This window comes from Natrialba sp. INN-245 (assembly GCF_009807105.1).
Lineage (GTDB): Archaea > Halobacteriota > Halobacteria > Halobacteriales > Natrialbaceae > Natrarchaeobius > Natrarchaeobius swarupiae.
On the sequence record NZ_WUBV01000063.1, the window covers coordinates 338,604 to 363,769 of the forward strand.

At 64.9% G+C, this 25,166-nt stretch carries 24 protein-coding genes, 1 tRNA gene, 1 other RNA gene and 2 pseudogenes; 14 read left to right on the forward strand and 14 right to left on the reverse strand.

All coding sequences use genetic code 11. From position 1 onward, the window contains the following. Window positions 1–12 precede the first annotated feature (12 nt). On the reverse strand, window positions 13–1,197 hold the full coding sequence (locus tag GRS80_RS18195; protein WP_343161647.1) for a methyltransferase domain-containing protein: 1,185 nt from the start codon (window positions 1,195–1,197) through the stop codon (window positions 13–15). Between the two features lie 191 nt (window positions 1,198–1,388). On the opposite strand from GRS80_RS18195, the gene GRS80_RS18200 reads away from it, so the two are divergent. Further along, the gene (locus GRS80_RS18200) at window positions 1,389–1,949 is read left to right on the forward strand and encodes a TATA-box-binding protein (RefSeq protein ID WP_006671604.1); all 561 of its coding nucleotides are present in this window, start codon (window positions 1,389–1,391) and stop codon (window positions 1,947–1,949) included. A 261-nt stretch (window positions 1,950–2,210) separates the two neighbouring features. Next, entirely contained in the window at window positions 2,211–3,239 is a 1,029-nt protein-coding gene (locus tag GRS80_RS18205) for a potassium channel family protein (protein WP_160049081.1), read from the forward strand. Between the two features lie 23 nt (window positions 3,240–3,262). Here GRS80_RS18205 and hisG read toward each other — a convergent pair whose 3' ends face one another. After that, a complete protein-coding gene (hisG, locus tag GRS80_RS18210) occupies window positions 3,263–4,114 on the reverse strand; it encodes an ATP phosphoribosyltransferase (RefSeq protein ID WP_160048777.1) in 852 nt (283 codons plus the stop codon). Between the two features lie 173 nt (window positions 4,115–4,287). Beyond that, window positions 4,288–4,995: pseudogene (locus tag GRS80_RS18215) on the reverse strand (HAD-IC family P-type ATPase); the annotation flags it as partial. Between GRS80_RS18215 and GRS80_RS18220 the strand changes: the two are divergent. Beyond that, window positions 4,993–5,199: pseudogene (locus tag GRS80_RS18220) on the forward strand (MBL fold metallo-hydrolase); the annotation flags it as partial. The pseudogenes GRS80_RS18215 and GRS80_RS18220 sit on opposite strands and share 3 nt — an antisense overlap. Window positions 5,200–5,369: 170 nt before the next feature. On the opposite strand, the gene GRS80_RS18225 reads toward GRS80_RS18220, so the two are convergent. The 7 genes from GRS80_RS18225 to GRS80_RS18255 all read right to left on the reverse strand — a co-directional run bounded on the left by GRS80_RS18225 (window position 5,370) and on the right by GRS80_RS18255 (window position 12,952). Then, a complete protein-coding gene (locus GRS80_RS18225) occupies window positions 5,370–5,822 on the reverse strand; it encodes a low molecular weight phosphatase family protein (RefSeq protein ID WP_160048778.1) in 453 nt (150 codons plus the stop codon). Then, complete coding sequence (locus tag GRS80_RS18230; RefSeq protein WP_160048779.1) at window positions 5,819–6,751, reverse strand: universal stress protein; 933 nt, start codon at window positions 6,749–6,751, stop codon at window positions 5,819–5,821. Before GRS80_RS18230 ends, GRS80_RS18225 begins: the two co-directional genes overlap by 4 nt. 6 nt (window positions 6,752–6,757) lie before the next feature. Then, on the reverse strand, window positions 6,758–7,939 hold the full coding sequence (gene arsB / locus GRS80_RS18235) for an ACR3 family arsenite efflux transporter (RefSeq protein WP_160048780.1): 1,182 nt from the start codon (window positions 7,937–7,939) through the stop codon (window positions 6,758–6,760). Then, window positions 7,932–8,333: a metalloregulator ArsR/SmtB family transcription factor gene (locus GRS80_RS18240; protein ID WP_160048781.1), complete on the reverse strand. Its 402-nt coding sequence runs from the start codon at window positions 8,331–8,333 to the stop codon at window positions 7,932–7,934. Before GRS80_RS18240 ends, arsB begins: the two co-directional genes overlap by 8 nt. Before the next feature lie 221 nt (window positions 8,334–8,554). Then, a complete protein-coding gene (locus GRS80_RS18245) occupies window positions 8,555–11,311 on the reverse strand; it encodes a heavy metal translocating P-type ATPase (protein WP_343161648.1) in 2,757 nt (918 codons plus the stop codon). 279 nt (window positions 11,312–11,590) lie between these two features. Then, window positions 11,591–12,253, reverse strand: a complete 663-nt coding sequence (locus tag GRS80_RS18250; protein ID WP_160048782.1) for an NUDIX hydrolase — start codon at window positions 12,251–12,253, stop codon at window positions 11,591–11,593. A gap of 120 nt (window positions 12,254–12,373) precedes the next feature. Beyond that, window positions 12,374–12,952 carry an isochorismatase family cysteine hydrolase gene (locus GRS80_RS18255; protein ID WP_160048783.1) on the reverse strand — a complete coding sequence of 193 codons (579 nt, stop codon included), beginning with the start codon at window positions 12,950–12,952 and terminating at the stop codon, window positions 12,374–12,376. A 145-nt stretch (window positions 12,953–13,097) separates the two neighbouring features. Here GRS80_RS18255 and GRS80_RS18260 point away from each other — a divergent pair, with 145 nt between their 5' ends. Together GRS80_RS18260 and GRS80_RS18265 are read left to right on the forward strand one after the other, a co-directional pair. After that, on the forward strand, window positions 13,098–14,780 hold the full coding sequence (locus tag GRS80_RS18260; protein ID WP_160048784.1) for an Hvo_1808 family surface protein: 1,683 nt from the start codon (window positions 13,098–13,100) through the stop codon (window positions 14,778–14,780). A gap of 30 nt (window positions 14,781–14,810) precedes the next feature. Next, a complete protein-coding gene (locus tag GRS80_RS18265) occupies window positions 14,811–16,043 on the forward strand; it encodes a nicotinate phosphoribosyltransferase (protein ID WP_160048785.1) in 1,233 nt (410 codons plus the stop codon). 19 nt (window positions 16,044–16,062) lie between these two features. Here the strand turns inward: GRS80_RS18265 and GRS80_RS18270 are convergent, their stop codons facing one another. Further along, entirely contained in the window at window positions 16,063–16,710 is a 648-nt protein-coding gene (locus GRS80_RS18270) for a sensor domain-containing protein (RefSeq protein WP_235019782.1), read from the reverse strand. A 361-nt stretch (window positions 16,711–17,071) separates the two neighbouring features. Here GRS80_RS18270 and GRS80_RS18275 point away from each other — a divergent pair, with 361 nt between their 5' ends. From GRS80_RS18275 to GRS80_RS18285, 3 genes are read left to right on the forward strand one after another with little or no spacing between them, the layout of a single operon-like run. Next, a complete protein-coding gene (locus tag GRS80_RS18275) occupies window positions 17,072–17,428 on the forward strand; it encodes a helix-turn-helix domain-containing protein (RefSeq protein ID WP_160048786.1) in 357 nt (118 codons plus the stop codon). After that, window positions 17,425–17,871, forward strand: coding sequence for a hypothetical protein (locus GRS80_RS18280; RefSeq protein WP_160048787.1), 447 nt, complete (start codon window positions 17,425–17,427; stop codon window positions 17,869–17,871). The genes GRS80_RS18275 and GRS80_RS18280 overlap by 4 nt, the downstream gene beginning before the upstream one ends. Window positions 17,872–17,873: 2 nt before the next feature. Further along, a complete protein-coding gene (locus GRS80_RS18285; RefSeq protein ID WP_160048788.1) occupies window positions 17,874–18,146 on the forward strand; it encodes a hypothetical protein in 273 nt (90 codons plus the stop codon). Window positions 18,147–18,148: 2 nt separating this feature from the next. On the opposite strand, the gene GRS80_RS18290 is transcribed toward GRS80_RS18285, so the two are convergent. Further along, window positions 18,149–18,295 (reverse strand): hypothetical protein, encoded by a 147-nt coding sequence (locus tag GRS80_RS18290; protein WP_160048789.1) that lies wholly within the window; start codon window positions 18,293–18,295, stop codon window positions 18,149–18,151. An 86-nt stretch (window positions 18,296–18,381) separates the two neighbouring features. On the opposite strand from GRS80_RS18290, the gene GRS80_RS18295 reads away from it, so the two are divergent. After that, on the forward strand, window positions 18,382–19,236 hold the full coding sequence (locus tag GRS80_RS18295; protein WP_160048790.1) for a sensor domain-containing protein: 855 nt from the start codon (window positions 18,382–18,384) through the stop codon (window positions 19,234–19,236). 85 nt (window positions 19,237–19,321) lie between these two features. Here GRS80_RS18295 and GRS80_RS18300 read toward each other — a convergent pair whose 3' ends face one another. Then, window positions 19,322–19,921: a TIGR00296 family protein gene (locus GRS80_RS18300; protein ID WP_160048791.1), complete on the reverse strand. Its 600-nt coding sequence runs from the start codon at window positions 19,919–19,921 to the stop codon at window positions 19,322–19,324. A gap of 106 nt (window positions 19,922–20,027) precedes the next feature. Between GRS80_RS18300 and rnpB the strand changes: the two genes are divergently transcribed. Both rnpB and GRS80_RS18310 read left to right on the forward strand, forming a co-directional pair. Next, an RNA gene (gene rnpB / locus GRS80_RS18305) (RNase P RNA component) lies at window positions 20,028–20,591 on the forward strand. Between the two features lie 166 nt (window positions 20,592–20,757). After that, window positions 20,758–21,516 carry a hypothetical protein gene (locus tag GRS80_RS18310; protein WP_160048792.1) on the forward strand — a complete coding sequence of 253 codons (759 nt, stop codon included), beginning with the start codon at window positions 20,758–20,760 and terminating at the stop codon, window positions 21,514–21,516. Between the two features lie 306 nt (window positions 21,517–21,822). Here the strand turns inward: GRS80_RS18310 and GRS80_RS18315 are convergent. Beyond that, window positions 21,823–21,895: transfer RNA gene (locus GRS80_RS18315), tRNA-Arg, on the reverse strand. A gap of 267 nt (window positions 21,896–22,162) precedes the next feature. Between GRS80_RS18315 and GRS80_RS18320 the strand changes: the two genes are divergently transcribed. The 3 genes from GRS80_RS18320 (at window position 22,163) to GRS80_RS18330 (ending at window position 25,123) form a co-directional block, all read left to right on the forward strand. After that, window positions 22,163–23,611, forward strand: a complete 1,449-nt coding sequence (locus GRS80_RS18320; RefSeq protein ID WP_160048793.1) for a single-stranded DNA binding protein — start codon at window positions 22,163–22,165, stop codon at window positions 23,609–23,611. Window positions 23,612–23,676: 65 nt separating this feature from the next. Next, complete coding sequence (locus GRS80_RS18325; RefSeq protein WP_149079703.1) at window positions 23,677–24,108, forward strand: histone; 432 nt, start codon at window positions 23,677–23,679, stop codon at window positions 24,106–24,108. 1 nt (window position 24,109) lies between these two features. After that, window positions 24,110–25,123 (forward strand): histone deacetylase, encoded by a 1,014-nt coding sequence (locus GRS80_RS18330; RefSeq protein ID WP_160048794.1) that lies wholly within the window; start codon window positions 24,110–24,112, stop codon window positions 25,121–25,123. The last annotated feature ends 43 nt before the right edge of the window (window positions 25,124–25,166 follow it).

Here is a 25,166-nt window from a genome sequence, read left to right on the forward strand (position 1 = left end):
TGCCTTATCGCCTCATACGGATTGCTGGGGGCTCTCGAGTACCATCACGTACCGCGTCAGCGAGCGGTGGACCCGCCGCTCGAACGTCGACTCGAGTTCCCAGCCCGCGTCTCGAGCCGCCTCGGCCCACGATCGGTCGGCAACGACGACGGCACGCGGAGCGACCCGGCGAGCTTCGGCGAGCGCGCCGGATACCAGATCCTCGAGGCGGTGGCGTTCGATCTTCGACTGGCGGCCGTAGGGTGCGTCGAAGACGACGCCGTCGACCGCGTCGTCGGGGAGTGGGAGCCGCGTGGCGTCGCCACGGGCGACGTGCCAGCCGCCGCGTGTCACGCCAGTCGGTGACGGAGCGTCCGCCTCGAGGAAGTGGTTCAGGTTCTCTTGGGACCCAGCGACCATCTTCCGCTGGGCGTCGGTTCCGATCACGTCGGCCCCGACGAGGCCCGCCTCGACGAGTACGCCACCGGTTCCACACATCGGGTCCAGAATCGTGTTCCCGGCTCGCGCGCCCGCCACGTTCGCGACAGCTCGCGCGAGCAGTGGGTCCATGCTCCCGGGCTGGAAGAAGGGTTTGTCCGTCGGCGCGCGGCTCCCGAAGTCTCGGACGCTCTCGGCCACGAGCCAGCCGAGCGCGCAGACGGAGAGGCGTTCGTCCTCATAGGGATTATCGTAGCCAACCACCGGTTTCGAATCCTCTCTTTCGGCACTGTCTCTCGGTTCTTCACTGGGAAACGATGAACTCCTACGATAATCCCTATCAGTGTCCCCGTTTCCGTCGTCCGTCGGCGGGTCCGACTGCTCGAGTCGCCCCGCCGAGAAGACGGCACGCAAGAGGTGATCCGGTGCCTCGAGGTCGACCGAGAAGCCGCGGTCGACGAGCACCTGACCGAGCTCGCGCTCGGCGTGTGCGGTGTCGATCCCGGTCGAACCGTGAACGTCCGTCGCCCGTACGGCGACGGTCCCCTCGCGATCGATCGAGGCCGCCTCGAGTAACGCCTGCGCGCTCTCGAGGTCGGCGTCGGTCCGTCCGACGAGTTCGCTCGCCCGGTGGGTGTACGCCAGCCCGCGGACGCGTTCGGGGACGACACCGCGCGCGACGGCGAGGGCGGGCGCGATCGGACGAACGCCGGTCGCCGCACTCGCCGCCTCGCAGGCCGCAAATTCGTCGTCCTCGCCGCCGAGTTCGAGGAGATACACGTTCGACCGTCGTCCCGGCCCGGCCATGAGCCTACCGCTTCTCGAGCGACCGATCGAACGGAGCGAGGTGACACCGAGGCGAGTAAAACCGGCGGGAGATAGCTCGAACACCCGAAGAGCAAAATAAACCGGATATATCAGGTACCGGTACTAACCTTTATAAACCTTAAATACGTCTTTTTAAGCGACTTATGACGGATCCGAAGGACACCATCAACATCGAAAACGTGGTGGCGTCGACCGGCATCGGCCAGGAACTCGACCTCCAGAGCGTCGCGATGGACTTAGAGGGGGCCGACTACGACCCCGAACAGTTCCCCGGCCTCGTGTACCGCACCCAGAACCCCAAATCCGCCGCGCTCATCTTCCGCTCGGGGAAGATCGTCTGCACCGGCGCGAAGAGCACCGACGACGTCCACGAGAGCCTGCGTATCGTCTTCGACAAGCTCCGTGAACTCCAGATCCAGGTCAACGAGGACCCCGAAATCGTCGTCCAGAACATCGTCACCTCCGCCGACCTCGGACGCAACCTCAACCTGAACGCGATCGCCATCGGACTGGGATTAGAGAACATCGAGTACGAACCCGAGCAGTTCCCGGGTCTCGTCTACCGACTCGACGAACCGGAGGTCGTCGCGCTCCTGTTCGGCTCGGGCAAACTCGTCATCACTGGCGGGAAAAAACCCGAAGACGCCGAACACGCCGTCGACAAGATCGTCTCCCGACTCGAGGATCTCGGCTTGCTCGAGTAACCGCCGATCGGTTCGCCGACCGACACTCGAGTGTCGACATCGGCTCCCAGCGTCTCGCCGGTCGTGATCGGCTCGACACCACCACGATCGCTCTCTCGGACGCGTCTACGGATTCTCTTCTCGGTTCACAGATACTCGGTCAGACCGTTCGGTTCACGGACGGGTGGTTCGACGATCGCGATCTGGCCGTTCGGAAACACATGAAGGCCGACCGATTCGCTGGGGGGGCGTTGACGGGCGTCCGAGACGTAGTCGGTGGCTATGGAACCGCTGTTTCTCGTCATCGGTATCGTGGTCCTCGTCGCGGTCGTCGTGGACCTGCTCTGGACGACGCTGTGGGTCGACGGCGGCTCCGGTCCGCTCTCGTCCCGCCTGACGACGGCCGTCTGGCGCGGGCTCCGTCGTGTCAGCGACGACAACCCGCGGGTGCTCAGCCTCGCGGGCCCGCTTATCCTCGTGTTCACGCTCGCGATGTGGATCGGACTGCTGTGGATCGGGTGGACGCTGCTGTTCGCCGGCGGCTCCGTCGCACTCGTCAGCGCCCACACCGGCGATCCAGCCGACTGGACCGGCCGGTTCTACTACGTCGCCTACACGATGTTCACGAACGGCAACGGCGACTACACGCCGACGAGCGGGACCTGGGAGATCGCCAGCGCGTTCACGACGGCGACGGGAATGGCGTTCGTCACGCTCGCCGTCTCCTACGTGCTCGCCGTGCTCGGTGCCGTCTCCGAGAAGCGCTCGTTTGCCAGCGACGTGACGGGACTCGGGACGCGAAGCGAGGCGTTCGTTCGGACGAGTTGGGACGACCGACGGGACGCCGACGACGCGTCTGCAGCGTTCGACGGCCTCGGGTTGTCCCTCGAGTCGCTCTCCGCGGATCTCTCGTTGCTGGCGGACCAACACAAGTCCTACCCGATCTTGCACTACTACCACAGCGAGCAGGGGAAACGCGCCTCCGCGGTCGCCGTCCCCATCCTGGACGAAGCGCTGACTATCTACCGCTACGGCGTCCCAGACGATGGAAAACCGAATCCGATGCTGATCGAGGACGCGCGCTCGAGCGCACAGAGCTACCTCGAGACCCTCGACACGGCGTTCATCGAACCCGCCGACGAGGTGCCACCCGACCCGGATCTCGATCGACTGCGCAAAGCGGGGGTTCCGACGGTCGCAGACGAGGAGTTCGAGGAGGCCCTCGAGGAACTCAGTGAGCGCCGCCGAAAACTCCTCGGCGTCGTCCGCGCCGACGCCTGGAACTGGCCGCCGCTCGACGAAGGGAAGTGAGCAACAGGCCGTCACCAACGTGGCTACTCGACCAACCGCTCGATCTCGGTCACCAAAATGTCGCTCGCACCCGCCTTCTTGACCTCGGTGATCGTCTCGAAGACATCTCGTTCGTCGACGACGGCGTGGACGGCGACCTTTCCGCCACCGTTGGCGACGTCCATCACCGTCGGCCCGCCCATGCCAGGGATGACGTCCCGAACCGCCTCGAGTCGCTCCTCGGGGACGTTCATCATCAGGTAGCGCTTGCCCTCGGCCTGTTTGACCGACGAGAGCGCCGTCCGAACCTCCCTGACTTTCGGATCGTCGACGACGTCCGCGCGACCGAAGAGGCGAACGGAACTCGAGAGCACCTCGTCGACGACCGCCAGCCGGTTCATCTTCAGCGTCGTGCCGGTGCTCGTGATGTCGACGATGGCGTCGGCCATCTCGACGTGGGGCGTGAGTTCAGTCGCGCCAGTTACCTCGACGATGTCGGGGGAGACGCCCGTGTCGGCGAAGAAATCCGCGGTCACGTTGGGAAACTCCGTGGCGACCGTTTTGCCTGCCAGGTCCGCAACGCCCTCGATGTTCCCGTCTTCCGGCGCGGCGAGGACGAGCCGACAGCGGCCGAACTCGAGGTCCAGTAACTCCTCGACGTCGTCGACGCGAGCCTCGTGAACCTGATCGAGACCCGTAATACCGAGGTCGGCCGCGCCGTCGGCGACGTACTCGGGAATGTCCGCCGCGCGGGCGAACAGCACGGAGACATCGGGATCGACGGTATCGGCGTACAGCTTCCGGTCGGCACCGTTCTCGAGATGCAGCCCCGCCCGCTCGAGAAGGTCGATCGTCGGCTCGTGCAGGCGGCCCTTGTTGGGAACGGCGATTCGCATTTATCGCCCGTTCGTCGTCGGCAGGGAACTGTCTTTTCATCCGGGCGAGCGCTCGGTGCAGGGCTCGTTCGTGCGCGGGACTCGTGATCGACGAGCGAGTCGGACTGATGCCCTCCTCACGGCTGCCGGGATTTCGGTGAGTGCTCGGTGAGTTCCCCGTTCTCGAGTTCGTCTCACGTCGAGAGCTCCGCCCGGCGCAACAGCTGTGCGTTTACCGCCACGATCACCGTACTCGCAGACATGAGAACCGCGCCGACGGCCGGCGAGAGCAGGATGCCGATCGGCGCGAGGACGCCGGCCGCAAGCGGCAGGGCGAAGACGTTGTAGCCGGCCGCCCAGGCGATGTTCTCGGCCATCTTTCGGTAGCTCTTCGCGCTCAGTCGGACGAGCAGAGCGACGTCTCGAGGATCATTCTCGACGAGCACCACGTCCGCCGACTCGACGGCGACGTCCGTTCCCGAGCCGATCGCGATCCCCACGTCCGATCGAGTGAGCGCAGGCGCGTCGTTGACGCCGTCGCCGACCATTCCGACGAGGTGGCCACGCTCTTGTAACTCGAGGATCTTCTCGTCTTTGTCCTCCGGGAGCACCTCGGCGAAGACCGTATCGATCTCGAGTTCGTCCGCGACGGCGTGAGCCACGTCGACATCGTCGCCGGTGAGCATCGCTACGTCGACGCCCATTCCGTGGAGCGCGTCGATCGCCTCGAAACTCTCCTCGCGGATCACGTCCGCGAGCGCGATCGCACCGACGACCGTCTCGTCACGAAGCACGTAGACGACGCCATCGCCGCGATCGCCGGCCTCGGACGCGAAGCGCTCGAGCGCCGGATCGGGATCGATCTCGAGGTGGCGCAACAGGTTCGGTCCGCCGACTTCGACGTCTCGCTGTTTGTGCCCTCGATCGCACAGAACTACACGATGGACCGCCACGGTGCCGCCGACCTCGCCGAGGACCTCGAACCAGACCTCGTGGTCCCGATCCACTACAACACGTTCCCGGAACTCGAGGCCGACTCGAAGGCGTTCGCCGGCGACGTGGCGAGTCGCGGGATTCCGGTCGTCCTGGACGAGCGGTTCAGGTGAGAGCCATCGGTATCGATCGAATACGCGGTTGATACACCGGTTGTACAAGCAAACAAAACCCCTGTGCGAGAGCTGATTCAGGTGCTTGCTCGACGAGCGGAGAAGTGGGACGAATCGCGTTACAGCGGTAGCGAGGCGAAAGCCCATCGGCTTTAGCCGTCTGGAGGATGTCAGGTGGCGTGCGGTTCCGACGGTGATTCGATTTCGTCGAACAGGTCGGTCACACGTCTTTCGATCTCGTCGCGGATTCGACCGACTTCAGCAGCCGATTTTCCGTCCGGATCCTCGAGGTTCCAGTCCCGGTTCTCGCCTGCCCACCCTGCCGGACAGACATCGTCGGCCGAACAGCCCATCGTGATGACGTACTCGCTCGCCTGGATCTCCTCGAACGTGATTTCACGGGGTGTCCGGTCCGACAGATCGATGCCGACTGCGTCCATCGCCCGGACGACCTCGTCGTGGACGTGGTCGGCGGGGCGGGTTCCACCAGTGACGAGGGTTATCTCGTCCGATAACTCCCGTTCTGTCAGTTCACGCTGGGCGAACGCGTACGCCATCTGCGAGCGACCAGCATTCTGAACGCAGACGAAGGCTATCTGGATCCTGCCCGAGGATTCGGTCATTCGTTCCCACGTCGTTCGGTTTCTTCCGGCGACTCGCTCGTTTCGGCACGGACCGTCAGTACGGGGACAGACGCCGTTCTAACGACCTCGTCGGTAACGCTCCCGACGACGGCCCGCTGGAATCCGCCACGGCCGTGCGTACCCATCACGATCATATCGAGGCCATTGTCGTCGGCGTAGTCGATGATCTCCTCGGCGGGATCGCCGGTGGCCGTTGTACTGACATACTCGACGTCGCAGTCCGTCACAGTCGTTACGACCCGGTCGACGTGGTCGTCAGCTTGCTCAGCGAGCCGGTCTGCGGACAGGCTGTCGTCATCCGCCAGCAGCGAGTCGAATCCACTCGCGATCCCTTCGTCCACCACCGAGAAACAGTGGACGGTCGCATCCAGCTGCTCGGCGAGGCCGCCCCCGTGGGCAGCGGCTGCCTCGGACGGTTCACTGCCGTCGGTCGGGAGCAGGATCGAGTCGACCGAGCCCTCGCCGTCGTCGATCGCTGCCCGATTGAGCGTGAGTACGGGAACCGTCGCAGTTCGGACCACCTTATCCGCCACGCTTCCGGCGACGGCACGCGCGACGCCCCCGCGACCCGACGTTCCCAGTGTGATCGCGTCAAGTCCCTGCTCGTCGGCGTAGTCGACGATCTCCTTGGCCGGGATCCCGTCGCGAACCACTGCCGTCGCATCGAGGCCACGTTCGTCAGCGTCCGCGCGAAGGGACGCTGCGCGGCTGTCGGCTCGTTCGCGAAGCCGGGCACGAATTGACGCCGAATCGCCGGAGTAGCCCGCTCCCGTCGCGAGGGAGCTGTCTGCAACCGAGAGGACGTGGACGCTGGCCTCGAGTTGTGCTGCAAGGTCGAAACCGCGTCGCGCAGCGGCTTCAGCCGGATCGCTTCCATCGGTCGGTATGAGGAGTGTATCGAACGTCATAGGCTATCAGTCGTCGTCCGTTTTCGACGGTGTTACATCATCTCCCGTAGGATTCGTGCTCTCGAGTTGTCCGGTCTCGTAGCCACCCCAGTCGAATTTCTCCTGGAAGTAGATGGCGACGTAGACCAGCCCGAGCAGGACGGGCACCTCGATCAGCGGCCCGATAACGGTCGCAAAGGCAACACCGGAGCCCACGCCGAAGACGGCGACGGCGACCGCGATCGCGAGTTCGAAGTTGTTCGAGGCGGCGGTAAAGCCGATGGCCGTCGTCGTCGAGTAATCGGCACCGATGCCACGCCCCATCCCGAAGCTGACGAGGAACATCACGACGAAGTAAATCGTCAGCGGGATCGCCAGCCACACCACGTCGAGGGGCTGTGCGAGGATGTTGTCACCCTGCGTGGCGAACATCACGATGACGGTAAACAGCAGTGCGATCAGCGTCAGCGGACTGATCTTGGGCACGAACGTCTCTTCGTACCACTCTTCACCCTTCGAGCGAACGCCACCCAGACGGGTCACGATACCGCCGGCAAACGGAATCCCGAGGAAGATCGCGATTGCCCAGAACACCTGTCCGACGGTGATGTCGAAGGCACCGATCCCGGCAACCATCGCCTCGAGCCCCAGAATCGGCGGCAAGAAGAGCGCGAAAAACCAGATGTAGACACCGTAGGTGATGATCTGGAAGACGCTGTTGAACGCGACCAGCCCGGCGGCGTACTCGCTCGAGCCGTCGGCGAGGTCGTTCCAGACCAACACCATGGCGATACAGCGGGCCATGCCGATGAAGATCAACCCGAGGAAGTACTCGGGACGGGCTGGAAAGGCGGGCACGATACCGCTGAAGAAGATCACCGCGAGCGCGAACATCAGCGTCGGCCCGATGAGCCAGTTTTGAACGAGGCTCAACGAGAGGACACGCCACTGGCTGAACACGCGGGGAAGCTGGCGGTAGTTGACCTTCGCCAGCGGCGGGTACATCATCGCGATGAGTCCGATCTCGACGAGATGATACTCCTGGATCGGGTCGACGACGCCGGGGGCGACGTAGCCGAGTCCGACACCGATGCCCATCGCGAGGAAGATCCAGACGGTCAGATACTTATCGAGGAAATCCATCGACCGCGGGTCGCCACAGTCCGGACAGTCACAGTCCGGCCCGTGGTCGTGTTCGAGGTCACTCATCGATGCTGACGCTCCCTTCGAGAACCGTGACGAGCGCGACAGCCTGGTTGGTCGCCCGATACTTCTTCCAGCGCCCATCCTTCCAGCCCTCGACGAGACCGGCGTCGACGAGCGCCGAGAGAGCATGACTGAGACCGCTTTCCGTGACATCGACGACGGCGTTCAGTTCACAGACGCAGAGCTCATCTTCGGCCGCGACGAGAACGCGCACGAGGGTATAGCGCGTCTCGTTGGACAGCGCCGAGAGCACCTCGAGTTCGGCCTGGGCTCGTTCCGTCCCGAGGCCAGCCTCGAGCGTACTGAGTTCGTCGAGGCGGCGCTCGACGTCCTCGTTGCGACACTCCTCGAGTTCGTCGTCGAGATACCGCTGTAATCGTTCGGTCGCTTGTGCCATCAGCCCTTACTTGACCATTCTCTCAATTAACTGTTGCGTAGTACTCTTGCCAAGATAGAAGTACACATTCACAATTGGGTCAAAATGGATGGGGAGTTCGCGTATACGGTTAGCCAGAGTGTTGGTGCGAATTCCCGAATGGAGATTCAGTTGAACCGTAGCTAAATTGGAGGGTAGGGGTTGTGACCACGTTCTAAGAACAAACATACAACCGACATCGATTATTCGACCACTGTCAGTCGATCCCGTACCCAGACGAACGGCCGAAGCGGTGTGAAGACGTAGTCGTCGTGGGGATCCCACCCGATGAACGCCAGGCTATTTGAAACGACCGAGACGCTCGAGGCGGCCATCGCGATCCCGGCGAGTGCAGGATTCAAGAGCCCGATCGACGCGATCGGGAGCAACGTCGCGTTGTAGGCGAACGCCCAGAAGAGATTCTGGCGGACCTTCGAGATCGTGGCGTCGGCGATCCGCATCGCTTTCAGCACGTCCGCGGGATCGTCGCGCATCAGCGTGACGTCGGCGCTCTCGATGGCGACGTCGGTGCCCGAGCCGATGGCGATACCGACGTGTGCCGAGGTCAACGCCGGCGCGTCGTTGACGCCGTCGCCGACCATGATGGCCCGACGTCCATCGGACTGAATCGACTCGATCTCGTCGGCTTTGTCCTCGGGTAGGACCTCCGCGTGGACGTTCTCTGGCTCGATCCCGAGGCGCTCGCCGACCGCGCGGCCGGTCCGCTCGTTGTCCCCGGTGAGCATCATCACCTCGAGTCCTCTCGCCTGTAGTTCGGCAACCGTCTCCTTGGCGCTCTCGCGGACCGTATCGGCGTTAGCGATCACGCCCAGTAACTCGTACTCGCGATCCGCGTCGTCGCGCTCGAGTGCGACCAGCATCGCCGTCTTCCCCTCGTACTCGAGGCGTTCCATCGTCGCCTCGACGGGCGAGGGGTCGACGCCGTGTTCGCGCATGAGTTTCCGGTTACCTACCAACACCTCGCCATGGGAGATCGTGGCGCGGATTCCGTGGCCGGGGACGTTCTCGAACGTCGTCGGCGTCTCGAGGTCGAGGCCGCGTTCCTCGGCACCCTCGACGATCGCCCGCGCGAGCGGGTGCTCGGAGCCCGACTCGGCGCTCGCGGCGACCGAAAGCAGCGTTCGTTTGTCGCGCTCGAGGCCCGTTTCCGGATCGACGGGCGACTCGAGGACGCCGCCATCGGCGTCGGAGGTAGACGAACGACCGACGGTGGCGGGGGTGGACGAACCGCCGTCCGCGACGGGGCCGCCGTTCGTCTCCGGGTCGCTCCCGCCGTCTGTCTCGACGGCGTCGTCGACGGGAACGACGTCGGTCAGGCGCATATCGCCGTGGGTCAGCGTCCCCGTCTTGTCGAAGACGACGACGTCGATGCCGCGGGCCTTCTCGAGGACGTCCGCGCCCTTGTAGAGGACGCCGTTTTTCGCGCTGATCGTCGAACCGACCATCGTCGCCATCGGCGTCGCCAGTCCGAGCGCACAGGGACAGGCGATCAAGATTGCCGAGGCCAGGACGACGATCGAGAACTCGAGGAGTGGAATGCCGACGCCAGTAGCGGGGACGGCGACCTCCGGCCCGCCGCCGACGGGCTCGAGCAGCGGGATCCACGAGCCGAGCGTCGAGGAGACGGCGTACAGTTCGGTCGGGAACGCCGCCCACAGAAGCGACCAGACGACGGCGTTGACGATCACCGCGGGGACGAAGTAGGCGCTCACCCGGTCGACCAGCCGCTGGACGTCGGGCTGGCGGGCCTGGGCCTCCTTGACCCGTTCGACGATCTGCTGGATCGCTGTCTCCTCGCCGACGTTGGTCGCCTCGACGAGCAAGACGCCGTTCTCGTTGATCGTCGAGCCGACGACCTCGTCGCCCTCGCGTTTCTCGACCGGCACCGACTCGCCCGTGACCATCGACTCGTCGACCGCGCTTTCGCCGTCGACGACGACGCCGTCGGTCGGAATCTGCTCACCTGGCCGAACCTTCATCACGTCGCCGGGTTCGACTTCCTCGAGTGGGACGACGACCTCCTCACCATCTCGAACGAGGGTGGCCTCGTCGGCTTGCATCTCGAGCAGTTCCCGGAGCGCGGCGCTCGCGCGGGCTTTCGATCGGGCCTCGAGCCAGACGCCGAGGTAGATGAACCAGAGGATAAAGGCGACGGCCTCGAAGTAGAGCCCGCCACTGATCACGCCGAAGATGACTGCCGTACTGTAGAGGTAGCCGGCGCTGGTGCCGACCGCGACGAGCGTATCCATGTTCGCCTGCCGGTTGTTGACGAGCGCGGTGTACGCGCCGCTGACGAAGTGCCAGCCGAGCGTCGCCATCAACGCCGTCGCGAAGACGAACTCGACCCAGTCGAACCAGCCGGGAAGGAACGCGAAGTCGTAGAGCCACTCGGTTCCCATCTGGGCCATGACGAGGACGAACGGGGACGCCAGGAGACCGCCGACGATCGTCCACGTGCGTTTCGTTCGGAGTTCCCGCTCGACGGCGCTCTCGCGTTCCTCGGTCAGTTCCCTGCCCGCCTCATCGACGGCGCGATCCGGTTCGTAGCCGGCCTCCTCGATCGCGTCGTAGATCGTCGGGAGCGACACGTCGTCGGGATTGAACGCAACGGTTCCCTCGTCGGTCGCGTAGTTGGCCGACACCGAGACGACGCCAGGGATTCCCTCGAGGGCCTCCTCGACCGTCCCCGAACACGTCGCACACGACATCCCAGCGATTTCGATCGTCGCCGTCGACCGGTCGGGTTCGTAGCCCGCGTCCTCGACTGCCGCGTAGATTTCGGCGAGCGAAACCGCTTCGGGGTCGTACTCGACGGTTGCCTCGTCCGTCGCGAAGTTGACGTCGGCGGAGTCGACTCCCTCGAGAGCCGAGACGGCGTCCTCGACCGTCCCCGAACACGTCGCACACGACATCCCCGAGATAGACAGGCTAGATTTCACGATGTGGTCACCTCGTTCCAGAGTAGGGGATCCACGTTCAAGCGGTTTGCCGTTAACGATACGAGGGTTTTACCCCCTCACTAATTTAGATACCAAAGTCGATCCGAGCCCCACCCTCGGAGAGAGTGGTTCGAGGCAGTTTGCCGTACCGGTGGACGGCTGCGACCGCAGGCCGGGTCGAAGCCACCTGCCGGGTCGAAGCCACCTGCCGGGTCGAAATCACCTGCCGACCCACGGACCCGCCCGTCGACGTGACGTCGGTAGTCGACAGCCTCGGCGTTACAACAGCCCGTCCTCGGCCGCGAGCAACAGTGCCGACATCGTCGAGTCGTTCGCCGGCTGTTCGCGAGCGCGCTCGAGCGCCCGCGAGACCGGAACCGTCCGCACCTCGAGGAACTCGTTCGAGTCGAGTTCGCGCCGGCCGAGTTCGAGCCCCTCGGCGTAGACGACGGCCCGGTCGTGCCGGAGGACGCCGGTCGCGACGGCGTACTCCTGAAGCAACGCCGTACTCGAGGGGCGAAAGCCGGTCTCCTCCTCGAGTTCGCGCGCCGCCGCGGTCGTGTAGGACTCGCCGTCTTCGACGATTCCCGCGGGTAACTCGAGGTGGGTCTCGCGGATCGTCGGCCGATACTGCTCGACGAAGAGGAGGTGATCCTCGTCCGTGGCGTCGTCACCGGCCGCTTCACTGGTTCCGTCGCCACCGATCGCCCCAGTGGTTCCGTCGCTACCGGTCGTCCCGCCAGCTCGGTCGTCACCGTCGACCGCCTCGAGCAGACTGCCGTCGACTCGGGCCACGACGACGACCGCGGGCGGCAACTCGGCCCAGTAGTATCGCTTCTCGCTTCCGTCGGGTTGCTCGAGGCGGTCGTAGCCGGCGTCGTACCAGGGCGTCTCGTACTCGGTGACCTCCTCGATCAGCGTCCAGTCGTCGGAGCTCGTCATTGGCGGAGAGTCGCCGCTCGGACGGATAAGCGGTGGTGGTTTCTCCGGAGTCGTCGCCGAGGGTCCTCGGAGACGAACGGATGCCGTCTCGGGAGACGAACAGGGAACGGCGAACGGGGATCAACTGGATTCGAACGCGAGGTCGTCGCGTTCGACTACCTCGCCGAACAGCCACTCGGCGTGTTCTAGGGCGTACTCCTTGTGCTCGTCCTCGATACTGCCGATACAGTCCTCGGCGAGCAGCGGCCGAAAGTCCCGAAGCCCCGCGCTCCCGCCCGTGTGGAGGACACAGACGTTCGCGAGCGTTCCACAGAGCACGAGGTCGTCGATGCCGCGCGCGTTCAACCACGCCTCGAGTTCCGTCGCGTAGAAGGCGTCGTAGGTGTGTTTCTCGACGACGTGATCCGCCCGCTCCGAGGGCAGTTCGTCGACGATCTCGGCGTCCCACGATCCCTCGAGGACGTGTTCGCCCCACTGGTCGAACTCGTCGTAGTAGTGGGCGTCCTCGAACTGCTCGGGCGGGTGGACGTCCCGGGTGTAGAGCACCGACGCTCCGGCGTCGCTCGCCCGCTCGACCAAATCAGCGATCGGTTCGATCACCGCCTCGCTGCCGGGCGCGTACAGCGAGCCGTCCGGGTGACAGAAGCCGTTTTGCATGTCGACGACCACCACCGCCGTGCGCGCTGGCTCGAGTCTCATACGTGGACGTTCGAACGGGACCGTAAAAACGTTCGCGACGGCATCGACGCCGCGAACGCCTCGCCCCGGCCGCGGCGAAGGGCCGCCGATCGGTCGACCGGCGTCCTTTTTGTCGTCGGTTCCGTACCGACGGCTAGCAGCCGCGATGAACTCGAGTCGAACGCGGACCGTCGCCGTCCTCGCCGCCGCGCTCGTCCTCCTCGCGATCGTCGGGGGCGGTGTGTTTTTCGGGGTCGTCCTCGAGGAACGGCCGGCAGGCGACGACCGCCCCGCTGAGCCCGCAACCGAGTCGACCATCGGCTACGTCGAGGGCTACTGGTACGACGACGAACTGCCCGTCGACGACCGCGAGGACGCTGCACTCGCCGAGGACGAACTCGAGGCGGTGATCTACCGATCGATGGCCCGCGTCGAGGTGATTCGCGAGCTCACGTTCGAAGACGACGTCGACGTGGACGTCGTCTCGCGCGAGGAGTATCGAGCCGAACACGGCGACGTCTTCGGGAACGTCTCCGAGGACGAACTGATCCAGCGCAACGTCAACTACGAGGCGCTGTTCGTCGTCGACCGGGCGACCGACGCCGAAGACGAGTACGACTCGCTGTACGGCGGCGCGGTCAACGGCTACTACGATCCCACCACCGGCGAGGTCGTCGTCGTCTCCGACAATCCGGACGAACCGGAGACCGACGAGATCACCCTCGGCCACGAGTTGCTTCACGCACTGCAAGACCAGCGGTTCGGGCTCGGCGGATTCGACCGATCGACGATCGACGACACGGCCGCGTCGAACGGGCTGGTCGAGGGCGACGCCGTCTGGGTCGAAACCGAGTACGAACAGCGCTGTGAGACCGAGTGGAACTGCGTGATTCCCGACGACGAACCGGGCGGCGTCTCGGATATCAACTGGGGGCTGTACCTGATCCTCTTCCAGCCCTACGACGACGGCCCCGACTACGTCGACTACCTGCTGGCACAGGACGACGGCTGGGCGGCCGTCGACGCCGCCTACGACGATCCGCCCGCGAGCAGTTCCGAAGTCATCCGGCCAGGGGACGAGCGTACGCCCGTCGACATCGCCCTCGAGGATCGCTCGAGCGACGACTGGGAGCCACTCGAAGTCGGCGGCGAGGTTGCAAACGAGACCGTCGGCGAGGTCGGAATGGTCTCGATGTTCGCTGCCGGCGCGTTCGACTCGTCGGAGCCGACGGTACTCGAACGCGGCGACGTCGTGACCGACGGCGGCTACGAGTACGACCATCGGTACACCGACGGCTGGGCCGGCGACGAACTCGTCGTCTACGTCGCCGCCGACGCCCCCGAATCGACCGATCCGATGGAGTCGGTGGAGTACACCGGCTACGTCTGGCAAAGCGAGTGGCAGACGGCCGGAGACGCCGAGGAGTTCCTCGAGGCGTACCTCGAACTCCTCTCGGGCTACGGCGCCGAACCGGTCGACGACCGGGCGAACGCCTACGAGATCGACGACGACTACCCCGGCGCGTACGCCGTCGACCGAGACGGCGAGACCGTGACGATCGTCCGCGCCCCGTCGGTCGACGACCTCGAGGAGATCGACGGGGGCGCAACAGCCACCGACGGAGCCGGAGCCGACGTCGGGGGACCGACCGCCGACGGGAGCGCCGACGCGACCGGAATCACCGCGAGCGCCGACGGCGACGACAGCGATCCGATCGCGGCGGCCGTCGAGACCGGCCTCGGCTCGATCGTCACCGTCGCGGTCGTCGTGATCGGAACCGCGATCGCGATCGTCGTCGTTCGTGGTCGAACGGCCGCCTCTCGCGCCCAGCGACGGGTCGAAAGGTAGATTTTTTGTTCCGGGCGGGAAATCGACGCTATGTCACAGCCGTTCGGAACCGTCTCCGCCGACGCGATTCTCGAGGGAGCCGCGACCGACGCCTACTTCGAGCGCACCCGAGCGACGCTCGAGCACGCCGGGAAGAATCCCCGCGTGGTCGCCGAGGTGACCGCAGACCAGTTCCCGACCGGATCGTTCGACGTCTTCACCGGCGTCGAAGACGTCGCGACGCTGTTCGAGGGCCGCGACGTCGACGTCGACGCGCTCCCCGACGGGCAGCTGTTCGACGGCGGGCCGGTGATGCGGATCGAAGGCTCGTATCTGGAGTTCGCGGAACTCGAGACCTCCCTGCTGGGATTTCTGTCACAGCCAAGCGGCTTCGCCACGGCGGCGCTCAAGGCGCGTCTGGCTGCACCCGACTCGCTCGTGCTGTCGTTCGGTGCTCGCCACGTCCACCCGTCGATCGCCGCGTCGGTCGAACGCGCCGCGTTACTGGCCGGCCTCGACGGCTTCTCGCACGTCGCGGCGGGCGAAATTCTCGGCAGGGAGCCGGGTGGGACGATGCCCCACGCGCTCATGTTCTGTTTCGGCGAAGGGAATCAGGCAGAGGCGTGGACGGCCTTCGACGAGGCCGTCCCCGAGGACGTCCCGCGGATCGCGCTGGTCGACACCTTCTGGGACGAGAAAAGCGAGAGCCTGCTCGCCGCCGAGACGCTTGGCGAGGACCTGGACGGCGTTCGGATCGACACCACGGGTTCCCGGCGCGGCAACTTCCGACACATCGTCCGGGAGGTGCGCTGGGAACTCGACGCTCGAGATCGCGAGGACGTCGATATTTTCTGTAGTGGCGGCCTCGAGCCCGCGAGCATTCGAAACCTGCGGGACGTCGCCGACGGCTTCGGCGTCGGCAGCCACATCACCGGGGCCGACTCGGTCGACTTCAGCCTCGACATCGTCGAAATCAGCGAGGGATCGTCCGATCCCTCGAGCAGCCGGACGCAGTCCGGCGACGACGGCGAACCGATCTCCAAACGCGGCAAGCTCTCCGGCGAAAAGCAGGTGTACCGGACGCCCGACGGCGGCCACCGAATTGCCCTCGCCGACGCGGAACCACCGGACGGCGGCGAGCCGTTGCTCGAGCCCCTGATCCGCGACGGTGAGATCGTCCAGGAGTTCGACCTCGAAGAAGCGAGCGAGCGGTGTCTGGCCGACGCCGAGACGGTCGGATTCGGCGACCGGGCCGATCCGGAAAGCGACGTCACGAACGGCTGAGACGGACCGCTGTACCGGGTTACTGGAGTGACCGCTCGCTCAGGACTAGGCGGGCGTACTGGCCGAGGAGCCAGGCGGCCGCGTTGCAGATCGCAAGCGAGACGACGAGCGCGACGATGCCGGCCACCGAGAAGACGAGCGCGTCGGCGAGTGAGTCCACTTCCCAGCTCACGATCGAGAAGGCGACCTCGAGGCCGACGAGCAACTCGTCCCACGGGAGCTGGATCGAGGACGTGAGCTGGACGGGCTCGTCGAGCACGAGGCCGACCTGTGCGTTCGACTGGTCGTAGTACAGCGGCGTCGCCAGGAGTGCCATCGCGATCGAAAACAGAAGCGTCACGAGGACGAACGCACCGATACCGACGACGAACTTGCTCGTGAGGTAGACGACTGCCTCGTACGTTTCCCGACCGAGAACGAGCGCACGTACTCTCGCAGTGGTATCGCGATCCTCCAGAAACGCGTAGCCGGGCGAGTCGATATCGTCGCCCAGGAGTCGGCGGGCGAGTTCCCGCTCGAACGCTGCAAACCCGTGGCTCGCGAGGAGCGTTCCGAACAGAATCGGGATGCCGACCAGCGTGATCGAGAGTCCGACGCCGAGCGAGAGGCCGGCGACGAGAAAGACGACGTAGACCGTCCCGAGCGGGAACGAAAGCAGCAGGTACAACAGGTTGCGATAGGTCTAGGGGCGAAACGGACTCGAGGCGATCGATCGGAGAACGGTTCCGACCTGATCGACCGACGGGGACGACGTCCGGAGTCTCACGTCAGTCGGTAGCTCGCTCGGCCGACATAAATGTTCGATAAACGAACTGTGGCCGGCCGCGCTCGAGGACTCGTCGAATCGATCGGGTGGCCGAAACCCGAACGATTATCCCGTTCGCAACGTGATTTTCGTGCGACGTGTCGACACGGCAACTATCATCGCCGGAGAAGGGTTCGGCCAGGTTCGTCGACGACGATCAGTACCACCACACTCCGGGACGGCTTCCAGCGACGAGCATTCGTCCTCGACACCCTCTCCAGCGATGAGCAGCCGCGTCGACCCCGACACCGAGGAGTTACTCGCCTTACTCGACGACGAGTACGCCCGAACCATTATCCTCGAGACCTACGACGAAGCCCAGTCCGCGGAGTCGTTAAGTGCGGCCTGTGACGCCGACCCGTCGACGATCTACCGGCGCATCGACCGGCTCCAGGAGCGCGGGCTCCTGGTCGACCAACAACGACTCGATCCGAACGGCCACCACTACAAGGTGTACGTCGCCCGACTCGAGGGCGTCGCGATCGACGTCACCGACGACGGCTTCGACGTCGACGTCGACTACGCCGAGGAGGAACCGGCTGACACGTTCACCCGACTGTACGAGGAGTTCACGGGATGATCGGAACACCCACACCACTGACCGGACCGCCCGCGGCGCTCGCTCGAGCGACGGGTTCGGTGCCCGATGCGGTCGGTTCGATCACGTCGACCAGGACGCTCGAGGCCATCGCACGCCTCGGGAGTATCCCGGTCGCTCCCCTCCAGATCGAAGTCGAAGGCGGCTCGACGCTCGTCGTTCTCGCCGCGATCGCGACCTTTTTCCTCGCGTTGGTCCTCTCGGTGCTCGTCACCTACCGGTTCGTCGAGGGCTACCGGCGGACGAAGGCCCGGCCGATCCTGTTGCTCGCCGTCGGGATGTTCTTGCTCGCGCCGGCGCCGATGTTCATTCGGCTGCTCGTCGGGAACGTCGCGGCGATTCCGCTGTCCGCACAGCTGTTGACCACGACGCTCTCGGAACTGTCCGGGTTGGTCGTCATCCTGTACGTCGTCTACTCGAGATAACCATGCCACTTGAAACCATCACCGCGCTCGCGTCCGGGCTCACAGCAGTCCTCGGGCTGTTCGTCGCCCTCCTCGCCTACCGCGGGTTCCGACGGAACGACAGCCCCACAATGGGCGCGCTCTCGATCGGGATCGTCTGCATCGCGGTCGTTCCCTACCTCGTCCTCTACCTCGTCGGCCCGACAATAGATCTCACCGACGCCGAGGCCCTCCTCGCGATCACGCTCGCTCACACCCTCGGCCTGGTGGCGATCTATCGGACGTTTCACTACTGACCTCACTCGTCAGGGTTCGAACCCATCTCGGTATCGAGGAGGGACTCTCGAGTCGCCGATTCGCCGCTTTCGAGTTCCGTCTCCGGTTCTGGATCGCTTCTGGAGCCGATGGCTCCGGCCCGCTCCTTCCTCGAGACGAGGAAGTACACTCCTATATTATTCTTTCGCAGGGTTGGCGACCGGCCAACTCGATGGCTCGTTATAGGCGGATTCGGCCCGTCCGACCGAGTGTCGCATGAACTCGATCCGATCCACCTCCACAGTCGTCCAGAACGGTTCCGACGGGCCAGGCGATCGACCGATTCGCTGGTTCTTCGGCGTTCCGTTCCGCCCCCAGACGTACGCCAACCTGCTGTACGTCGCCCTCGCGTTTCCGCTGGGACTGCTCTACTTCGTCACCGTCGTCACCGGCCTCTCCCTCGGGGTCGGGCTCTCGGTCACGCTGGTCGGGATTCCGATCCTGTTTCTGACGGTGCTCGCCGTCGTCGTGCTCGCAGCCGTCGAGGCGCTGCTCGCGACGCATCTGGTCGGTATCGAGACCCCGCTGCCTGCGGCCTTCCGTGCGGACAATCCCCGAAGCCTGCATCGCGCCGAAGACGGCTACGCCGACGCGCTCGCGGCGCTGGTAACCGCGCCGACCACCTGGACCAGTTTCGTGCTGGTTTTCCTCAAGTTCGTCTACGGTGTGCTGGCGTTTACCGTACTCGTCGTCTCCGTCTCGATCGTGACCGCCATGCTCGCCGCGCCGCTGGTCTATTCGGACCCTCACGTCTCCTACGTGTTCGGCCAGTACCAGATCGAGACGCTCCCGGCCGCACTCGCCGTCGCCGCGCTGGGCGTCGTCGTCGCGTTCGTCTCGTTTCACCTCTGGAACGTCCTGGCGATGCTCGGTGGCGTCCTGAACGCGGTATTGCTCGGCGCGTTCCACGACGAACCTGGCGTCGATGGGGGCGATGTCGACGAGACTGACGCCGATAACATTGGCGTCGATAGGGAAAACGCCGACGAGACCGACATCGACGAAGCTGATGTTGACGAGGCCGACGTCGATACGAACGCCATCGACGACGAACGCGAACCGCTCGAGTGAACTCCTCGAAGAGAGATTCGTCTTCAGAATCGACTGTCGGGCCCACTCGCCCATGTACCGATTCGGTCGTCGTCACCGAGTGTCGCTACAGTTCCTCGATGCTCCCGTCGGCCTCCCGCTCGCGAAAGACCTGTCCTTCGAAGAGGGTGACGACGACGTCGTCGTCCTGCCACGCCGTCGGGGCGAGTTTCGCCTTCCGGCAGATCCGGTCGAGGTACTCGCGCTCGCTCCAGCCGTTCTCGACGGGAACGGTAGGGTAGAGCCAGCTGCCCTCGCCGCCGTCGATCGCGACCCCGTGGGTGCCGAGTTCCATGTCGGCGAGTGGATCGTCCGTGAGCACGACGTTTCTGACGGCACAGACCGAGACGGTCAGGTTCGGAAGCTCGGAGGGGCTGACCTCCGAGCCACAGGAGTCCTCGCTCGCGGCTTCGATCGCCGCGTCGACGATGACGTGGCCAAGCTGGTCATCCGAGCGGTAGCCGCCCGCACAGCCCCGCAGGCTCCCGCGACCCCGCGTGGACTCGAGACGAACGAATGCGCCCGTTCGCTCGTAGAAAGCCTCTCGCATGCTCCCCGGTTGTTCTCGTTGGCCGTGTTCGACGTAGGATTCGACGGCTTCGCGCGCGAGTTTGACGGCACGCGCCCCGTCTTCGTAGGAAAGGTCGACGCCCTGTCGCTGGGACATACACCAGTACATGGGAGTTATCGTCCTAAAACGCTTCCATTCGTTTCGGGAGCCAAACTGGGGCGACGACCGGGGGACTTATTCGGCCGAAGGCCCTACCCATCGTGGGAGAGAGAGCCCAGCTGCCGCGGCGAGTTCGCCGGCAACGGCGGAGTCGTCCACCGTGACCCATCCGTCGGGATGTATCACGCTCGCGAGGAAAGTCCCCCCACCCGTTCGGGCGGGTGACCGGACGCAAGTCCGGAGCGGGAGACCGCTGGCTCTGGAACAGAAACGACACGTCTCGGCCCGACCGATGATGCGCGCGAACCCGACCGCAAGGAAGGGGAGTTAACCCGCAGAGGGAGGGCGACTCGGAGCGCCGTTGGCGCGAGAGTCGCCAATAAGTGAACGGCGTTAGCCGTGAACCGCGTGGTCGCGAAGCGACCACGTTATGTGAGGCGGTATAAACCGCCGAGCGGGATCGTAGTCGACGATCACGGTTCGAAACCGTGGGCCGTGTTCGACACGGTCGACTGCGACCGGACGGCCGAGGATCGATGGAACGGCGAACCCTCACCGGTGCAAGTTCGCGCCGTGGTAGCCCGAACGCCCCGCGGCATCCCCGCGGACGGCGCGAACGCTCAGCCGAATGCCGGGACGAACAGAAGGGGGCTTACTCCTCTCACCCAGTTTCCGACCCTCGAGCGGCCGCTCTTTCGAACGATCAAAGCATAACGTGTTTACAGAACGTTCGTTGACCCAAGATGTATAACCAACGAAAATTAGTTGGGGAACGTGGTGAATTCCGTCGATGTGCGCCCGACTTACCCGCACATCGATCGAGAAACACACTCATGGCCCCATCACGCCGAACCATCCTTCGATCGACGACAGGCATCGCACTCACCACGACCGGACTGAGCGTCTCTGCGCTCGCGTCCGACGACGATCACGCGAGCGAGCCGGACGAATCTCACACGAGGGGCGACGCCGAAGCGAGCTGGCGATGTGACGACGTCCACGCCTCCCTCGAGTTGTTCGACGGGCGAGCGATCGCCGCGGGCCGGGTGACGACGCCGACGCCGTGTCACGAACCCGTTCTCGCGGACGTCGAAGGCAGCGACGACTCGCTATCGGTGACGATCGACTCCGAACGAGCCGACGGGAGGGGCTGTCCGGACGTCATCTCCTGTGCGGACTACGAGGAGCCATTCGCCCTCCCCGACTCGGGTCGCTACACCGGCCTCTCCGTCGTTCACGCCAGCGTTGGCGACGACGTCTCCGTACTCGAGGCCACGGTTTCGTCCCGCAAAACCGACTGCGATCCGAGATACGAGCGCACCGAGGACGAACGCACTACCGTCGAAATCGACGGAAACGCGGTCCGATTCGCCGGACGAATCGTCGCACCGACGCCGTGTCACGAGGTCGTCTTTCGCGCGGTCGACTACGACGGCGACGACGTCACCGTCGACATCGGTCTCGCCTCCACGCTCGAGGACGGACAGCTCTGCCCGCAAGCCATCACCTGTTTCGCCTACCGCGGCGTCGTTCGGCTCCTCGAGGGCGCGTCGATCGACGATGCGGCGGTCGCTCACGCGGACGCCGAGTGAGACGGATTGCTGTCCCGAACACCCGGCACACCCGCCCGACGGGTCACAGCTGGGCCGGCACTGACGGACAGGAACCCGTACGAGACGGTCCGGGCATGCGGCGCTTCCGCCGTTCCGGGCTGCGACTCGTCTGCTCAAATCTCCGTATTGGAGTTTCACCGACACCAGCCGCTCGCTTCGCTCGCGGTTTGATGTCGGCAGAAACGTCCTGACGGAGTTCCACGCGAGTGAACACGAGCGTGGAGCACGTCAGGACCGAACGCAAGAGCGAGTGCTGAACAACGTGAAGCACTCGCGATAAGTGAGCGTCCTGACGGAGATTTGAACTCCGGTCCCTGGCTCCGCAAGCCAAGAGGATAGTCCACTACCCTATCAGGACTCATCTACCCGTAGCCGGGTCAGTATTAAAGCCCTTTCGAACCCGACCCGAACGTCGATGACAGACAACACGAGAGTTTATATACGAATCCGCGGCCAGCAGGGGTATGGCCGTGGACCCGACCGTTGGCCCCTCGAGTCACCCCTGCTTGCCCCTCTCGTCTCGAGAGCCAGCCGACGAACGCGACACCGGACCCCGAGAGAGAGCTCCTCGAGCGGGACGAATGGACAACGCTTATGCGCGGGCTACGCATGCACGAGCATAAGAATGAGCGACATCGAGGGCGTCTACGAGGATCTCGAGGCCGACGTTTCTCTCGAGGAGTTTCGCGAGGCCGTCGAGGCGAAAGTCGAGCAGATGGGTGGACTCGCGGACGAGGAGACGGCGGCGATGCTCGTCGCTCACGAAGTCGGCGAAAGCGAGGTCGGCGGCATCGCCGACATCGAGCCCGGCATGGAAGAGGCGAAGTTCGTCGCCAAGGTGGTGAGTATCGGCGAAGTCCGAACGTTCGAACGGGACGGCGAGGACGAGGACGGCCGGGTGGTCAACGTCGAGGTCGCAGACGAGACCGGCTCCGTCCGGGCGGCGTTCTGGGACGACCACGCCGAAGCAGCCACCGACGAACTCGAGGAGGGACAGGTGCTCCGAATCAAGGGCCGACCCAAGGAGGGCTTTTCGGGCGTCGAAGTGAGCGTCGACGACGTCGAACCGGACGACGATACCGAGATCGAGGTGCAGGTCTCCGATACGCACACGGTCGAGAGCCTCTCGCTCGGCCTCTCGAACGTCAACCTCGTCGGGCTCGTCCTCGATACCGACAGCGTCCGAACGTTCGACCGTGACGACGGCTCCGAGGGGAAAGTCTCGAACCTCGTCGTCGGCGACTCGACTGGCCGCGTGCGCGTCACTCTCTGGGACGAGCGGGCCGATCTCGCCGAGGAGATCGACCCTGGGACGACGATCGAGGTGATCGACGGCTACGTTCGCGAACGAGATGGAAGCCTCGAGCTTCACGTCGGCAACCGGGGCGCGATCGAGGAGGTCGACGAGGACGTCGAGTACGTCCCTGAGAGTACGCCGATCGAGGACGTCGAGATCGGTCAGACGGTCGACCTCGCGGGAGTCGTCCGTTCCGCGGATCCGAAACGCACCTTCGATCGGGACGACGGCTCCGAGGGGCAGGTTCGCAACATTCGCGTTCAGGACGCGACCGACGACATCCGCGTCGCACTCTGGGGCGAGAAAGCGGACATCGATATCGGCCCCGGCGACGAGGTCGCACTCGGCGACGTCGAGATCCAGGACGGTTGGCAGGACGACCTCGAGGCGTCGGCCGGCTGGCAGTCGACGATTACGGTGCTCGACACCGATTCCGACACCGGGGCGGACACAGACGATCGAGAGAGCTCCACAAGCGAGGGGCTGTCAGCGTTTGCAGACGATGGGAGCGAGACCGGCCCCGACGACGGTGGGGAAACCCGCGTCTCGGACGACGTCGCGGAAACGCCTTCCGAGCAAGCGCAGACAGACGGAGCGGCGGACGGCGAAGAAGTCGAATTTACCGGCGTCGTCGTCCAGGCCGGGGACCCGGTCGTCCTCGACGACGGCGAGACGACGATGAGCGTCGAGACGGATACCGACGTGGGCCTCGGCGAAGAGATCACGGTACGAGGTGTCGTCTCAGACGGACGCCTCGAGGCCAGTGACGTCTTCTGAGCGGTCGAGGATCCTCATCGAACGCTAGGAAAAGCGTTAAGGGAGTTAGATTCACCTATCAAGGTATGAACGTCGAACTCCCGTTCGCGCCGGTGGATACGATCATCAGGCGGAACGCGGACGACCTCCGGGTGAGCGCCGACGCCTCCAGGGAACTCGCAACGCGGATACAGGAGCACGGAAGCGCGCTCGCAATCGACGCCGCCGAACGGGCGACTGCGGACGGACGGAAGACGCTGATGGCCTCGGACTTCGAGGTCGATACGGTCGTCGACAAGGACGACCTCGAGTTGCCGGTCGCGCCGGTCGACCGCATCGCCAGACTGGAGATCGACGACCGGTACCGGGTCTCGATGGACGCACGGATCGCACTCGCCGACATTCTCGAGGATTACGCCGACAACGTCGCCCGGGCGGCGGCGATCCTCGCGCGACACGCCGATCGGCGAACGATCATCGACGACGACATCGAGACGTACTTCTCGCTGTTCGAGTGAGATGCAATTTGGCTACAGCGACGTCTGTCTCGGGCACGATCCTGGTCCACGCCACCCCGAGACGGCCGACCGGCTGCGGGCCATCCGGGAACGACTGAAACGAAAACACGGCGTCGAGTACGTCGATGCCGAACCCTGCGATATCGACGAACTCGCAGCAGTTCACGACCGGGCGTACGTCGAGTCCGTCGAGGAGTTCTGTGCCGACGGCGGCGGCAACTGGGATCCCGACACGACGGCAAGCGAAGGGACGTGGGACGCGATCCGTCACAGTTCGGGGCTGGCCTGCTGGGCGGTCGAGGCGGCACTCGAGGGTGACGACGGCCGGAAGATGCCGTTCTCGCTGGGCCGTCCGCCGGGTCACCACGCCGTCGCCGACGACGCGATGGGGTTTTGCTTTGCGAACAACGCCGCAGTCGCCGCACAGCACGCACTCGATCACGATGTCCACGACGTCGATCGAGTTGCAATTATCGACTGGGACGTCCACCACGGCAACGGCACCCAGGACATCTTCTACGACCGCGACGACGTCTACTTCGTGTCACTTCACGAACAGGGGCTGTACCCCGGTACCGGCGATGTCGACGAGATCGGCGAGGGCGACGGACAGGGAACGACCATGAATCTCCCGATGCCCGCCGGGACGGGCGATCCCGGCTATCTCGCGGCGATCGAGGGACCGGTCTCCGCGGCGCTCGAGGCGTTCGATCCCGATCTGGTGATCGTAAGCGCGGGCTTCGACGCGCACCGGCACGATCCGATCTCGCGGATCCGGCTGTCGACGGAGGCGTACGCGTTGATGACCGATCGGTTGCGAACGCTCGCCGAGGAGCTCGACGCCGCACTGTCGTTCGTCCTCGAGGGCGGGTACGGTCTCGACGTTCTCGCAGACAGCGTCGCGATCGTCCACGAGACGTTCGACGGTCGAGAGCCGATCGAACCGGACGGAGATCCGAACGACGCCGTCGAATCGATGCTCGAAGACGTCGCAGACGCACACGAGCGAGAGTAGCCACTGCAATTTGTTCGCCGGCGAACTCGTTGCACTGCCGTTC